Annotated in this window: 11 protein-coding genes; 6 read left to right on the top strand and 5 right to left on the bottom strand. The window is 68.8% G+C overall.

Going from position 1 to position 14,842, the window contains the following annotated elements:
• Positions 1-83 precede the first annotated feature (83 nt).
• Positions 84-539 (top strand): GNAT family N-acetyltransferase, encoded by a 456-nt coding sequence (locus WME79_RS12390; RefSeq protein ID WP_437535009.1) that lies wholly within the window; start codon positions 84-86, stop codon positions 537-539.
• 233 nt (positions 540-772) lie between these two features.
• On the opposite strand, the gene WME79_RS12385 is transcribed toward WME79_RS12390, so the two are convergent.
• A complete protein-coding gene (locus WME79_RS12385; RefSeq protein WP_437535008.1) occupies positions 773-1,453 on the bottom strand; it encodes a DUF1345 domain-containing protein in 681 nt (226 codons plus the stop codon).
• A 306-nt stretch (positions 1,454-1,759) separates the two neighbouring features.
• Here WME79_RS12385 and WME79_RS12380 point away from each other — a divergent pair, with 306 nt between their 5' ends.
• From WME79_RS12380 to WME79_RS12365, 4 genes are read left to right on the top strand one after another with little or no spacing between them, the layout of a single operon-like run.
• The gene (locus WME79_RS12380) at positions 1,760-2,323 is read left to right on the top strand and encodes a DUF99 family protein (protein WP_437535007.1); all 564 of its coding nucleotides are present in this window, start codon (positions 1,760-1,762) and stop codon (positions 2,321-2,323) included.
• Complete coding sequence (locus WME79_RS12375; protein ID WP_437535006.1) at positions 2,310-3,008, top strand: RNA ligase family protein; 699 nt, start codon at positions 2,310-2,312, stop codon at positions 3,006-3,008. The genes WME79_RS12380 and WME79_RS12375 overlap by 14 nt, the downstream gene beginning before the upstream one ends.
• Positions 3,005-4,147 carry a non-canonical purine NTP pyrophosphatase gene (locus WME79_RS12370; RefSeq protein WP_437535005.1) on the top strand — a complete coding sequence of 381 codons (1,143 nt, stop codon included), beginning with the start codon at positions 3,005-3,007 and terminating at the stop codon, positions 4,145-4,147. The genes WME79_RS12375 and WME79_RS12370 overlap by 4 nt, the downstream gene beginning before the upstream one ends.
• On the top strand, positions 4,144-4,875 hold the full coding sequence (locus WME79_RS12365) for a nucleotidyl transferase AbiEii/AbiGii toxin family protein (RefSeq protein WP_437535004.1): 732 nt from the start codon (positions 4,144-4,146) through the stop codon (positions 4,873-4,875). Before WME79_RS12370 ends, WME79_RS12365 begins: the two co-directional genes overlap by 4 nt.
• Positions 4,876-4,921: 46 nt before the next feature.
• Here the strand turns inward: WME79_RS12365 and WME79_RS12360 are convergent, their stop codons facing one another.
• Genes WME79_RS12360 through WME79_RS12345 form a run of 4 tightly spaced genes read right to left on the bottom strand, consistent with a single transcriptional unit; the run spans position 4,922 to position 9,413 of the window.
• Entirely contained in the window at positions 4,922-6,016 is a 1,095-nt protein-coding gene (locus WME79_RS12360; RefSeq protein WP_437535003.1) for a sugar ABC transporter substrate-binding protein, read from the bottom strand.
• 57 nt (positions 6,017-6,073) lie between these two features.
• The gene (locus tag WME79_RS12355; protein ID WP_437535002.1) at positions 6,074-7,075 is read right to left on the bottom strand and encodes an ABC transporter permease; all 1,002 of its coding nucleotides are present in this window, start codon (positions 7,073-7,075) and stop codon (positions 6,074-6,076) included.
• A complete protein-coding gene (locus WME79_RS12350; RefSeq protein WP_437535000.1) occupies positions 7,059-8,585 on the bottom strand; it encodes a sugar ABC transporter ATP-binding protein in 1,527 nt (508 codons plus the stop codon). Before WME79_RS12350 ends, WME79_RS12355 begins: the two co-directional genes overlap by 17 nt.
• Before the next feature lie 3 nt (positions 8,586-8,588).
• Positions 8,589-9,413 (bottom strand): SDR family NAD(P)-dependent oxidoreductase, encoded by an 825-nt coding sequence (locus WME79_RS12345; protein ID WP_437534998.1) that lies wholly within the window; start codon positions 9,411-9,413, stop codon positions 8,589-8,591.
• Positions 9,414-9,735: 322 nt separating this feature from the next.
• Between WME79_RS12345 and WME79_RS12340 the strand changes: the two genes are divergently transcribed.
• Complete coding sequence (locus tag WME79_RS12340) at positions 9,736-14,805, top strand: AAA family ATPase (RefSeq protein WP_437534997.1); 5,070 nt, start codon at positions 9,736-9,738, stop codon at positions 14,803-14,805.
• Positions 14,806-14,842: the final 37 nt, after the last annotated feature.

Here is a 14,842-nt window from a genome sequence, read left to right as displayed (position 1 = left end):
TTGCGCCAGCAGACACCGCCCGGCGGAGACCGGCGCGCCGCCGGCCCCGGGGCGCCCGGGCGGCTCGCCTGCCCGAGGTCCCCGTGATCCGGGCCGCTCGCCCCGAGGAGGCTGAGCTCCTCGGCGCGCTCGCCCTCCGTTCCAAGGCGCACTGGGGCTACACGCGCGAGTTCATGGAGGCGTGCCGCGCAGAGCTCTCGATCTCGCCGGCGTACGTGGCGCGGCATCCGACCTTCGTCCTGGTGCGCGGAGACGAGGCGCTCGGGTTCTACACGCTCGAGGCCCTGAGCCCGACCCGGGTGGAGCTCGGCCACCTCTTCGTCGAGCCGGAGGAGATCGGGCGCGGTCATGGCCGCGCGCTCCTGGCGCACGCGCGCGACGAAGCGCGGCGAAGAGGGTACCGCGTCCTCGTGATCCAGGGCGATCCGAACGCCGGGCGGTTCTACGAGGCCTGCGGCGCGCGGCGCGTGGGCGAGAAGGGCTCTGCCAGCATCCCTGGCCGGCTGCTCCCGCTCTTCGAGCTCGACCTGTCGCCTTGACGCGCCGCCGCTCGCGCAGGCCGAGCCTCCACGATATCGGCCACGTAAATCGATCTCCGGCGAACAGCTCTGACCGTTCGCGCCTTGCGGCACTACGACGAGATTGGCCTGCTGGTGCCGTCCGGAAGGTCCATGGGACTGGCTCGCTTTTGGGCCTGCTGGCGCTGGTTCTCACCTGCTCCGGTCCTGTGCCACCTCGGCCGCCATCTCCGATCGGACGTCGCGCGACGCGCTCACAACGCGCTCGCCGCCACGTTGATTCCAAGTGCGAGGATCGTGGTGTTGAAGAAGAAGGAGAGCACGGTGTGTGCGATGACCGTGCGACGGATGGTAGGGCTCGTGACTTGCACGTCGGAGATTTGTCCCGCAGCGCCGATGTTGATGGCGACGTACGCGAAGTCGAAATAGTCGAGGTCGCGGTCGGGTCCGGGAAACTCCAGGCCGTTCTGGCTCGACCCGGCGCCGTAGTACTCGTGCGCGTAGTGCAGGGTGAAGCTCAGGTGTACGAACGCCCACGAGCAGAACAGGGTGCCGCCGGCCAACGCCAGGTGGAGTCCGCTCGCGCTCGCTCCTTGCTTGACGGTGCTGAGCTCGAGCGCGATCGCGGCCAAGCTCGCCAACGCCGCGAGCGAGCTTGCGACGAGGATCACCATCGCCCCATCATCCTGGTCGGCCGCTCGCTTGCGGATGCGCTCCACGTCGGAGCGCAGCATCAAGACCACGACGGCGCTGAGCCACAGCACCATCGCTGCGTCCCACGCGAGGAGTAGACGCGTGGAAAGCGGGAAGCCAGCGGGCAGGAGCCAGCCTACGGCCAATCCGACGAGGACGGAGAGCAGCGTGCGCGGGTGCTTGATCACGCGTGTACTCTCGCACGAGTCCAGAACGGCGTTGACACTCTCGGTGCGCTTCAAGGTTGTTGTCGCATTCGCCTCGACTCAAGCCGCGAGCGCCTCTTTGCCTGAAGTGCCCCTGAGTTCGCCGGGCTTGCGCGGCCCGAGGCGCTGCTGCACGTGGAGCGCTGAGGCGCCCTCGAGCTTCGCCTCGGGGAGCAGGAGGATGACGCGCCCGCAGGGGATGATGCGGCCGGATCCATGAGACCGGCCGCCGGTCGCGGGTGGAAAATTATTGGCACGCCGGAATGGTTCTGCGCGGGCTATCCTTCGCAGGCTGTTGACCGTGACGCCATTTGGTTAAAGTAAGCGCTCCAACGCCGAGTCATGCGCAGCCGACGAATTTCAAATGTGATTGGGTTCGACGATGCGCCGTTCGAGCGGGGAGAGGGTGGGAAGGTAGCGCTCGTGGGGACGGTTTGTTCGGGGACGCGGCTCGACATCGTGGTGCGTGGGTACGTCGAGCAAGATGGCAGCGACGCCACGGGGGTGATGGCAGCGCTCGTGAAAGAGAACAATTTGGTTCACGTGCGCGGCGTGCTGATGCAGGGCATCACGGTGGCGGGGTTCAATGTCGTCGACATCAACGCCCTGGCGGAGGAGCTCGGGGTGCCGGTGATGGTCGTGATGCGCAAGCGGCCAAAGCTACAGAAATTCCTCGAAGCGCTCGAACAGGTGAAGAGCGCGCATGAGAAGCGGAGCGTGCTCGAGCGAGCCGGACCGATCGAGCCTTGCGCGGGCTTGTGGGTGCACCGCGCCGGCTTGTCGCTCGAGGAGGGGCGCGAGCTCATCGAACGGACCACGTTGCACGGCGCCATCCCCGAGCCGCTGCGCCTCGCGCACATCATCGCGGGAGGGACGACGCGTGGAGTGAGCCGTGGTCGAGCTTGAACGCCCACTCGGCCGGAAGGCTTACTTCAAGATTCCGCACCTGCCCGGCTCTCGCACTGGCTCGTCCGACCGCACAGCTCCGCTCGAGCTTGCCGAGCGCTGTCTGGTCGCGTCGCGCCCCGGAGAAGAGGTGCTCGTGCAAGAGAAGCTCGACGGCTCCTGCGTCGCGGTCGCGCGCCTCGGCGACGCCGTGCTGGCGCTGGGCCGTGAAGGCACGCTCGCCGCGCGCTCCGAGAACCCCGGGCGCCAGATGTTCGCGGCCTGGGTCGAGCAGCGCGCGACCTCGTTTCGCGAGCTGCTCCACCCCGGTGGGTGGCTCGTCGGCGAATGGCTCGCGCTTGCGCATTCGACCCGTTACGAGCTCCGCCACGAGCCATTCGTGGTCTTCGACGGCTTTCATGAGGGCCGACAATGGACGTTCGACGAGCTCGACGCTCGGTTGCAAGGCGCATTTCCTCGTCCGGCGCTCTTGCATCGAGGTGGCGCGCTCGGCATCTCGGCCATGCTCGAACGGTTGGGCAGAGGCGGCCACGGCGCCATCGAGCCGCCGGAAGGCGCTGTTTGGCGGGTCGAGCGCGCCGGGCGCGTCGTCGGCATGGCGAAATACGTGCGCAGTGACAAGATCGACGGTGCGCTCCTCCCCGAGAATTCAGGGCATGAAGCGGTCTGGAACTGGAAGCCATGAAGACGGTCACGTTCGTCACCGGTAACGGCTGGCGGCACGACGAGGCCAAGCGCCTGCTGTCGGGGCTGCACGTCAAACGCGCGCGCATCACGCTCGCCAAAGGCGACTCCGACAAGCTCGAAGAGATCGCCGAGGCGCGCGTGCTCGACGCCTTCAGACAGCTCGAGACACCTTGCTTCATCGAAAATACGGGCATGTACCTGGAGTCGAGCGAGGCCTTCGCGGGGGCGCAGGTGAAGCAGCTGCTGCAAGAGCTCGGGCCCGCCGCTTTCTGCGCTCGCTTCGGTGGCCTGCGCGGCGTGACCCGCGTGGTGGTGGCGTACACGGCGGACGGCCGCAGCGTGAAGCTCTTTGCAGGTGAAAACTCCGGGAGCGTCGCGAAGGGACCGCGCGGCGAGCAGGGCTACGGTTGGGACCCTGTGTGGATCCCGGACGGCTTCGAGCGCACGTTGGCCGAGCTCCGGAGCTCGAAATACGTCGTCAATATGCGACTCTTGCCTTTTCTCGAGCTCGCCGCCGAGCTGCGTGGCACGGGCTTCGAAGGCGTGTTCGAGTCTCACGTGACCGTCGCCGCCTGCGACGAAGCCGCGTTCGCCAGGACCTGCGACGCGCTCGGCGTGAGGGCGCTGTTCATCTCGCTGCCGCGCGGCCGAACGCCGCGTCAGCCGATGACGGGTGCACACCACCGCGGCTCGCTGCAGGAGGTCCTGCTGGTCGTACATCAGCTGGCTCGCGATCTCGCGCAAGCCGGCTTCGAGGTCATCCGCACCAAGGTGGAGGCCGTCGGCCCGCATCGCGATCTGCCGCTCACCGACGATGTGGCCGCGCGGGCGCCGCGCACCAACTATTTCGAGCACCACGCCAAGGTCGTGCTGCCTTCGCCGGATAGCGAGGCCGAGGTTTCGCGCGCGTTTGCCGAGCTGGGGGCCTACCTGTCGCGCGGCGCGCCGCGCGCGGACGGCATCGAGCTCCGCTTCGTCACGCTGCGCTCGTGGGGCCTGGGGCAAGCTTCGGCCGACGCGCGCTTCGATCAGGTGCTGGCGCTCGCAGCGCGGCTCGGTCTGCCTCTGCGCAATCGTACGCGTGAGTACACCGTCTATGATTCGGCGCTCGACGTGGACACGGGGTGGATGGCATGAGCCTGATCCGTTCGTGGCTCGAGCTCATGCCGCGCACCGAATTCGGCGCCGACGCCGTGCTGCGAGGCAGCCAGCTCACGGCGAGCTGGGTCCCCGGGCGCGTCGCGGCGGATCTCGACTTCGTTCTCATGGGCGACTGGAGCCTCGACCGCGCCACGCGCGTCGTGAATCGGCTCTTGGGTTCGAGCGAGCTGCCGGCTGAAGGCGTCGTCGCTGACCTCTGCGTCAAGGCGTGGGGCATCTGGCTCGAAACGCCCTGGCCTGGCCTGCGGCTCGAGCTTTCACGCGGCGAACGAAAGCTACAGGTCGACTTCGGTTGGGGCGAGGTGCTCGGCGTCGCTCCGCGCCCGTTCGAGCTAGAAGGCTTCACGCTGCCGGCCGTCGCCCCCGAGGTGATGTTCGCCTGGAAGGTTCACTCGCTGGTGGAGCTCGGTCCGCGTGGTCGCTGGCACCCGAAGACGCTCATCGATCTGGTGCTCCTGGCCCGGCACTGCACGCTCGATCCCGTGGCCACCAAGCGTTGTATCGAGAGCGCCTTCGCCAGCCGCGAAATGAGCCTCAGCGCGCTCGACGCCTTCTTCACGGCCGAGGATTGGGGGTCCGGCCGCAGCAGCCGTCACAAGTGGAAGAAGTACGTGGCAACGGCGCCGTGGGTCACCTTCTCGCGCACCGACGCCATCAGCGAAGCGCGCGAGGTCGTGCGGTCGTTCCTGCACCCCGTCAGCTGACGAAGCCGCGCCGAACACCGAGCGACGTGGACAGCCAGCGCGCCGCTCACTGCAGCTTCGGGTAGGTGACCCGCTGATCGTAGGGCTTGTACGACGCGATCGTCGTCGCATCCCACACCGTGACCTGATCTTCGGGCGTCGTGAACTTCACGAGCGGCCCCGGCTGCTGCTTGCCCTCCAGCACGTCGGCGACGATGTTGCCGAGCCGGACACCGATCTCCGTCGGCTGGATATCCCACGTGACGCTGATCACGCCCTGTTTGATGCCATTGACCCCGTTCGTCTCGCCGTTCATGCCGGTGACGATGATCTTCTTCCCTGCCGCCTTGACGGCGAGGCCAGCTCCGAGGGCGGGAGCGTCGCCCATCGCCCAGATGCCCTTGATGTCAGGGTGCTTGATCAGGATCTGCTCGGCCAGCGCGCGGGCGGTGGGGGCGTCGTCGGGAATGGCGCGCTGCCTGTCCACGATCTTCACGTCAGGGCACCCCTTGTTCAGCTCCGCCTCGAACGAGTTCCAGCGCTCGGCGAGGACGGGGATCTCGATCGCCATGATCATCGCGATCTGGCCGCTGCCGCCGGTCTTCTCGCACATGTACCTCGCGGACAGCGCGCCCATGGTGGTGTTCGGGAGATCGGCCTCGGCGATCACGCCCTCGACGCCAGGGAGCGGGCCGCCGAGGGAGAAGATCTTGATGCCCCTCTCCTTCGCCCGCTTGATCGGGCCGGCGACCGCGTTCGGATCGCCGATCAGGTTGACGACGATGGCGTCGACACCGTCGCTCGTGAGCTGGTCGATCTGCGAGACCTGCTTGTTGATGTCGAGCGAGGCGTCGGCGAACCTGAACTTCATGCCCCGGTCCGCGACAGCCCTCGCGAGCCCCTCGTACTGGGCACGCGCGCTCTCGATAGCGTAGTTGCCGCCCGCGATCCCGACGGTGAACGTCTTGCGCACGGCGCCTGTGGCGGCCACCGCGCTGCCGGCCGCGGTCGGGGCGGCCTGCGCAGGAGCGGCCTTGTCCCCGGCGGTCGCGGTCGACGCGTCCTTGTCGCCGCTGTCGCAGCCGGAGATAACGACGGCCGTCGCCAGGAGGCCGGCGGCGAGCCGGCCCGAGCGTTCTCTCTTCCCCCAGTGGTTCATCATCCCCCTCTCCCTCCGTTCCGGCATGGTTCCGGCGCTCGATGCGCTCACGACCGCTCGTCAGTGTCTTCGAATCCTGTCGAATCCGATAGCTATCACGAGGATGGCGCCGGTGGCGATACCCCTCCAGTAGGACGGGACGCCGGCGATGGTAAGGCCGTTGTCGATGACGCCGATATAGAGGACGCCGACGGCGGTACCCACGATGCTTCCCTGGCCGCCGGAGAAGCTCGCTCCGCCGAGCAGCACCGCGGCCGACGCCGAGAGCTCCAGGTTCAGGGCGGCGCTCACCGGCTGGGAGGACGTGAGCCGGCCCGTGAGCATGACGGCGGCGACGCCGGCGGTGAGGGCCGAGATCGTGTACACGGCGAGGCGGACGCGCCGCACGTTGACGCCGGACAGGCGGGCGGCAGCCTCGTTGCCGCCGACGGCGTAGACGGTGCGGCCGAACCGGCTGTACGTGAGCGCGACGTGCCCGACGGCGCCGACGGCGATGGCGATGAGCACCGGTATCGAAAGCGCGCCGAGCTTGCCGTCCCCCAGCTGCTGGATCAGATCGTGCTCGATGGTCGACCTGGGGGTGCCGTCGCTGATGACGAGCGCGACGCCGCGGAAGACCTGCATGGTTGCGAGCGTGACGACGAAGAAGTTGAATCCGCCGTAGGCGATGAGGCCACCGTTGACCGCCGCGCCGATCGCGCCGCAGGCGAGGACGGTCAGCGCGACCGCGAGCAGCGGCGGGACGCCGGCGCCGGTGAGATCGGCGAGGAGCACGCCCCCGAGGGCGGTCAGCGAGCCGACCGAGAGATCGATGCCCAGGCTGATGACGACGAACGTGAGGCCGACCGCGATGACGAAGAGCACCGCGTTGGTCCGCAGGATGTTGTCGAGGTTGTCCCACGTGAAGAAGCGGTCCTGGGTCACGCCCAGGTACGCGAGGAGGAGCACGAGCGTCGAGCCGACGCCGAGGTTCCGCCGCACGACGTCGCGCGCCCGGCCCAGCGCAGACGGGGGTGCGCCGGGAGGAGGCCTCCCCGAGGCGCGGTCAGCGGCGGTCGACATCGGCTCCCAGGACCTCGTGCGCGCCGGTGCTGTAGTACGCGATCCGCTCCTCGGTCGCCTCGTGCCGCGGCAGCTCGGCCACGATGCGGCCGCGAAACATGACGTAGATGCGGTCGCATACGCCGAGCAGCTCGGGGAGCTCCGAGGACACGACAAGGAGGCCCATCCCTGCGCGGGCGAGCGCCGCCAGCTCGGCGTAGATCTCGGTCTTCGCGCCGACGTCGATTCCGCGGGTCGGCTCGTCCAGGATCAAGACCCGCGGCGCGATCGCGAGGTTCTTCGCGAGGACGACCTTCTGCTGGTTGCCGCCGCTGAGCCGGCCGACTGGCTGATCGACGCTCGCCGCGCGCACGGTCATCCCGCCCGCGCCGCGCTTGAGCGCGGCCAGGTCGAATCCTCGCGAAATGAGCGCCCACGGGGCGCGCGCGCAGAGCGCGACGAGCGACGCGTTCATCCGGACCGGCCACTCGGGGACGATGCCCTGCGCCTTGCGATCCTCCGGCACGCACGCGATGCCGAGGCGCAGCGCGTGGGCGGGGCTCTCGATCTGCACGCGCTCGCCGTCGACCAGGATCTCGCCGGCCAGCGCGCGCCGCTCGCCGATCAGCGTCCGCACGAGCGCGCTCCGGCCTGCGCCGACGAGCCCAGCGAGGCCGACGATCTCACCCTGTCGCACGGTGAGGTTGATGTCGCGGAGAACGCCACGCCGCAGTTCGCGTACGACGAGCGCGGGCGCGCCTATCGGGACCGCTTCCTTGTGCCAGAAGCTCGCGAGATCGCGGCCGACCATCATGGAGACAAGGCAACGCTCCGTCGTGTCCGCCACCGCGACCGTTCCGACGACGCGCCCGTCCCGGAGGACCGTGGCCCGATCCGCGAGCTCGAAGACCTCCCGGAGACGGTGCGAGATCAGCGCGATCCCCACCCCTTCGTCGCGCAGGGCGCGGACGACGCCGAACAGCCGCGCCACGTCATCGTCGGTGAGGGCGCTCGTCGCCTCGTCCAGCAGGAGCACGCGCGGCTCGATCAGGAGCGCCCGCGCGATCTCGATGAGCTGCCGCCGGCCGAGCGGGAGCTGCCCCGCGGGCGCATCGACGTCGAGGTCGACGCCTATGCGGGCGAGCACCTCGGCGGCCCGGCGGCGGAGCTCGCGCCAGCGCACCCAGCCGAGCCGCGTCGGCCACGCGCCCATCATCACGTTCTCGGCGACGCTGAGCGCCGGGGCGATCTGCGGCTCTTGCTGCGCGTGGGCGATGCCGGCCGCGCGGCTCTCGGCCGGATCGCCAGGCTGGAGCACGCGGGGATTCCGGCCGCCTCTCGCGACATGGCCGCCGTCCGGCCGGATCGCGCCCGAGATGACGCCGAGGAGCGTCGACTTGCCCGACCCGTTCTCCCCGACGATCGCGTGCACCTCGCCGGGGAGAACCTCGAAGTCAACGCCGTCGAGCGCGGTCACGCCCGGGTAACGCTTCACGATGCCGACCGCCCGCACGAGAGGCTCGCCCGACATCGATCAGCTTCGCCGGATGCCGCCGTCCAACGAGATCACCGCGCCGGTCATGAAATCGGACACGGCGCTGGCCAGGTAAACGGCGATGGGGCCCAGCTCGCTCGCCATGCCGAGGCGGCCCAGCGGCGTCGCCTGTTCGACCGCGCGGCGGAAGCCAGGCGAGGCGAGCAGCTCGCGGTTCATGTCTGTCTCGAAGGCGCCTGGCGCGAGCACATTCACAGTGACGTGCGGCGCCCACTCCCAGGCGAGCGATTTCGACATCGTGATCAGCCCGCCCTTGCTCGCGCTGTAGGCCGACCAGCCCGCGCCCCCTCGGATCCCGAGATCGGAGGCCATGTTGACGATCTTCCCCCCGCCGCGCGCAAGCATGCGACGACCGAAGGAGCGACAGCAGAAAAAGGTGCCAGTCAGGTTCGTGCGGAGCACGCGGTCCCACTCGGCGTCATCGACGGCGAGCGCCGGCTTGTGCACCATGACACCGGCGTTGTTGACGAGCACGTCGACCGGGGTCTCCGACCAGATCCGCTCCGCGGCTGCCTCGACGCCATGCGAGTCCGTGACGTCGAGCACGACAGATACGCAGTCGCCGCCGGCGCCCCGGATCGCGGCGACCGTGGCCGTGAGCGCGCCCTCGTCGCGACCGCAGGCGACGACGTGCGCCCCGGCCGCGGCCAACGCTCTGGCCATCTCGCGACCGAGCCCGCGGCTCGCGCCCGTGACCACGGCACACACCCCATCGAGGGACATAGCGAGCGCGCCCATCAGGTAACCGCCAGCCAGGCCAGCGCGCGTCGCGTGCGCGCGGCGCCAATCGAGCTGCAACCACATGCGAAGCTGATCATCCGCGCCCCCATCGACGTCAACCGTTCACAGTGCGGAGTCGGGTTTCATCTGAGGCAGCGACCAGACATAGGCCAGATCGCACGCTCGTTGCAAGGGCACCGAGCGCGCTGCGCTCTCGGGCTCGTTAGGCGGCGCCCCGGCGCGACTCCCCCTCTCGCCGGAGCTACTTGGCCGATCCGACCCTTTCTGGCATCGTGGCGCCGGGGGAGGCTCCCGCGATCGCGGAGTCCTGGCCCCTGCCTGCGACGTCGCGGCCAGCCGACGCGCAGCTTTCGCCAGATTTTGCCGTTTTCTGGAGAATTCGCTCATGTTTCCACACCACTACACCGTAACGAGCGAGGTGTATGCTGGATCGCTCATGGTGCTTCATCGCGCGGTTCGGAACGCCGACGAGCTCCCGGTTCTGGTGAAGACCCTCACGGCCGACCTTACGAGCCCTGAGAACGTCGCCATGCTCAGGCACGAGGTCGCGCTCTCCCAGCGCCTCGCCGTGCCGGGCGTGGCTCGCGCGATCGCGGTCGAGGAGGACGGGGCGCGCGCCTCGCTCGTGATGGAGGACGCGGCGGGCGAGCTCCTGGCTCGCATCCTGAGCGGGCGGCCGCTGGAGCTCCGCGCCGCGCTGCAGGTCACTGCAGGGGTCGCGCGCGCGCTCGCCGCGCTCCACGAGAAGGGGATTGTCCACAAGCAGGTCAGGCCCGACAACATCCTGTTTGACACCGCCACAGAGCGGACGACGTTGATGAACCTGGGGCTCGCCACGAGAGTCCATATCGAGCCGCAGCGGGCGCGGAGCCCCGAGCTCGCCTCCGGCATGCTTGCCTATATCTCGCCGGAGCAGACGGCGCGCACGAACCGGGTCCTCGACCATCGCACGGATCTCTACTCGCTCGGCGTCACGCTGTACGAGATGCTCGCTGGCGCGCCGCCTTTCTGCTCGTCGAGCCCGATGGAGATCATCTACAGCCACATCGCGCGCCGCCCCACGCCGGTCTGCGAGATCGTGCCCTCCGTGCCACCTCTGGTCTCGGACATCGCGATGAAGCTCCTGGCCAAATCGGCCGAGGATCGGTACCAGACGGCGCTGGGGCTCGCGCTCGATGTGGAGGCGTGCCTGTCGCAGCTCGCGCAGGGCGATGCGATCGAGCCGTTCTCGCTCGGCCTCTGCGACCAGAGCTCCGAGCTCCGATTCTCACAGCGGCTGTACGGGAGAGAGCGCGAGAGCGAGATCTTGTTCGCGGCCTTCGATCGCGCAGAGCGCGGCGGGGTGGAGCTGCTGCTCGTGGCCGGCCACTCCGGGGTTGGCAAGTCGGCCCTTGTCCACGAGGTCTACAAGAAGATCGGGCAGCGCAGCGGGGCGCTGCTCTCCGGGAAGTTCGACCAGCTCAGCCGGAGCGCGCCGTACGCTCCCATCGCGCATGCGCTCCGAGAGCACGTGCGTAATTTGCTGTCAGAGCCTGAGGCGAAGCTCGCCGCATGGCGAACGCGCTGTCAGGCCGTGCTCGGCGCGAACGCGCAGATCATCATCGATCTCGTCCCCGAGCTCGCGCTGATCCTCGGCGAGCAGCCGGCCGCTCCCCACCTCGGGGCGCTCGAGGCGCAGAGCCGGTTCACGATGACGTTCATTCGCTTCCTGCACCTCCTGGTCGCGGACGCGGCGCCTCTGGTCCTCTTCCTGGACGACCTCCAGTGGGCGGACTCGGCCACGCTCAGGCTGCTTCAACATGCGCTCTCCGATCCCGAGACGCGACATGTGCTGGTCGTCGGGGCTTATCGCGACAACGAGGTCGGCGCGGCGCACCCCATGTCGCTGATGCTCAATGAGATCCGGAAAGCGAAGGTCGTCGTCACCCAGTGCGAGCTGAGCCAGCTCGATCTGCCGCACGTGACCGCGCTCGTGTCCGACATGCTGAGCACCCCCGAGGAGCGGGTCGCCCCGCTGGCAGAGGCGATCTTCGCCAAGACGAACGGGATGCCGCTGTTCGTGAACCAGCTCCTCGCCTCGCTGGCCAGGGACGGGCTCGTCGCGTTCGATGGTTCGACCCGCTCGTGGACATGGAATCTCGACGCGATCGAGCGGAGCGCGGTGAGCGACAGCGTCGTCGACTTCATGGTCCAGCGGCTGCGGCGGCTGGACGATGGAACACAGCGGGTGATCAAGCTCGCCGCGTGCATCGGGCACCGATTCGATCTGGAGACGCTCTCGATCATCGACGGGCGCGACACCGCCGTGACCGCGGCGACCCTCTGGGCGGCGGCGCGGGAAGGCTACGTGCTCCCGCTCGACGCGGAGTACAGATACTTCGACGCGGAGCTTCACCAGGGTGCGCCTGGAGGCTCGCTTAGGGTGACCACGAACCTCAGCTTCAAGTTCGTCCACGACCGCATCCAGCAGGCGGCATATGCCCTCATCGAGGACGGGGAGGAGCGCGACGTCCACCTGCGCATCGGGCGGCGGCTCCTCGCCAGCAAGGGGCCTTCGCCGCACGACGACGATCTCTTCGACGTCGTGAACCACCTGAACATCGCCGCCGCGCTGATCGTCGACCCCGCCGAGCGCACGGAGCTCGCGCGGCTGAACCTCGCCTCGGGACGGCGCGCCCGGGAGGCGGCGGCGCACGACGCGGCCGCGCGGTACTTCGAAGCGGCCGCGGAGCTCCTGGGTGACGCCGGCTGGGCAGACCAGCACGATCTCACGTTCGCGGTTCACGTCGACCTCGCGGAGTGCCGGTATGTGCTCCTCGCTTCGGACGAGGCCGAGGCGCTGCTCGCGACGCTGCTCGCGCGTGCGAAGAGCGCGGTCGAGCGGGCGCAAGTCTACAACTTGCGCGTCGTGCGTCACACCACCGTGGGCAACTTCGCCTCTGCGCTGGATGCGGGAAGGGAGGCGCTCGCGCTGCTCGGCTCGAGCTGGCCAGCGACAGAAGCGGAGATCGAAGCGGCGCTCTCGGCGGAGCTCGCTGGCATCGAGCAGGAGCTGGCCGGACGCCCAATCCAGAGCCTCGCCGCTCTACCTCTGGCCACGGACCCAGCGAAGATCGTGGAGATGCGGCTCCTCACGAGCATGATCCCGCCAGCGTTCCTGACGAGTCCGCTGCTCCATATCACGGCCGGTCTCAAGATCGCCAATCTCTCCCTGCGGTACGGCAGCTCGCCGATGTCGGCGCCCGGGTACATGACGCAAGCGTGGTACCTCGCCGTCCTCGGGGGGAAGAGGGAAGAGGCGTACGAGGTAGGGCAAGCTGCGCTCAGCCTGAACGAGAGGTTCAAGGACGTCGGGCTGAGCGCGCGGCTGCATTTCGTCCTCGGGGTCATCGGCTTCCTCTTCAGGCACCAGACGTTCGTCATCGAGCATCTGGAGCGGGCGATCCAGGAGGGGAGCGAGATCGCAGACTTCGTGTCTGTGTCCAACGCGATCATCCACCTGTTCTACGCGCGGTTCAGCATCGGCGAGGACCTCGGCTCCCTCGGGGATGAGCTCGAGCGTTCGCTGATCCTCCTGCGGCGAACGAACGACACCCTGAACGAGCTCCTGGTCCTGTTCGCCCGTCAGCTCGTGGCGGCGCTGATGGGGCGCACGTCGGATCGACGCTTGCTCCGCAGCGCGAGCTTCGACGAGGACGACGCGCTGGCGCGCGCCGAGAGCGGGGGATCGCGCTTTCCCGGGTGCTGGTATTACCTCATCCGGCTCCGCCTTGCGTATCTCCACGGAGACCTCGACGGGGCGCTCCGCGCCATGAACGAGGCCGAGGCGCGGATCGCGAGCGCGCTCGGCCAGCAGTTCTCGCTCGATCTGCCTTATCTGGGGAGTCTGACCATCCTGGCCGCCTACCCCACCGCGGAGCCGGCGCAGCAGCAGGAGCTCCTGGCCGCGCTCGCCCGGTACGAGCGGCAGATCGAGGGTTGGGCGAGGCAGTGCCCAGAGAACTTCGAGCACCGGCGGCTGCTCATCGCAGCCGAGCGCATGCGGGCCTTCGGCAGGAGCGCCGAGGCGGCCAGCTGTTACGATCAGGCGATCGAGGCGGCGCGCGCGGGGCATTTCCTGCCGGACGAGGCGCTCGCGTACGAGCTCTGCGCGCGCTTCTGGCTCGGCGAGCGGCGGGTCGCCGCAGCACGGCTGTCGATGGAGGCGGCTTATCAGGCGTACTCGCGGTGGGGTGCGACAGCGAAGATGAAGCACCTGCGGGAGTCCTACCCAGACCTCGTCCTCGGCGCGATGGAGCGGGTGACGGCGTCTCCGCCGCCGCTCTCCGCGGGCGCGGACACCCTCTCCGGACCCGACGTCGGCGCGAGGCCGGCCTCCGCGGAGCTCCTCGACATCGAGACGGTGATGCATGCCGCGCAGGCGATCTCGAGCGAGCTCAACTTCGATAGGCTCCTCGATCAGCTGATGCGGATCGTGATCAAGAGCGCCGGCGCGCAGCGGGGTTTCTTGATCTTGCCCGACGAGGACAGGCTCGTCATCGAGGCATCCATCGTCGTGGATCCGGACGTGGTGCGCGTGCGCCTGGGTTCTCCCGTCGAGGGCAGCCCGGAGCTGTCCAGCGCGATCGTGCAGTATGTCGCGAGGACCAAGGAGCCTGTCGTCCTTGGTGACGCCAGCCGGAGCGGCGCTTTCCCGGGCGACCCGTACATTGTCTCTCAGAATCCGAGGTCGATCCTCTGCGTCGCGATGACGCACCTTGGCCGCCTGGACGGGGTGTTCTACTTCGAGAACAACCTCACCGCGGACGCCTTCTCGCCGGTGAAGGTCGAGCTCTGCCGGCTGATGGCCGCCCAGGCGGCGATCGCGGTGGCGAACGCGAAGCTCTACCAGGACGTGGAGCAGATGACGCACGCGCTCCGGCGGTCGAACGAGGAGCTGGAGCAGGAGGTGTCGCGGCGAACGGAGCAGCTGCGGGACACGAACGCGCGCCTCGAGCAAGAGCTCGCCAACAACGTCGAGAACGAGCAGCTGCGGGCGGCTTTGCAGGAAAGGATCATCCGCGCGCAGGCCGAGCGGCTGGACGAGCTCTCGACGCCGGTCATTCCCATCGCCGAGGGGGTCATGGTGATGCCGCTGATCGGCACGGTCGACCGGCGCAGGGCCGAGCAGGTGCTCACGGCTTCGCTGGAGAGCGCCCAGGCGAACGCGGCGCGGGTGGTCATCCTCGACGTCACCGGCGTGAAGAACATCGATGAGAGCTTCGCGAGCAGCCTTGTCGCGACGGCTTCCGCGCTCCGGCTGATCGGGACCCAGGTCATCCTCACCGGCATCCGGGCGAACGTCGCGCAGGCGCTCGTCGATCTCGGCATGGAGCTCCGATCGATCATGACGATGAGCACGCTCAAGAGCGGCGTCGCCTACGCGCTGCGGGTGAGGACCGGCGCCGCGGGATGACGCGACACGCCGTGTCATCACCCTGTCACCACCCATC

The sequence above is a fragment of the Sorangium sp. So ce726 genome (assembly GCF_051521405.1).
In the GTDB taxonomy this organism is placed as follows: Bacteria; Myxococcota_A; Polyangia; order Polyangiales; family Polyangiaceae; genus Sorangium.
The sequence above is the reverse complement of the archived record's forward strand: the minus strand, read 5'-3'. Positions and strand labels throughout refer to the sequence as shown.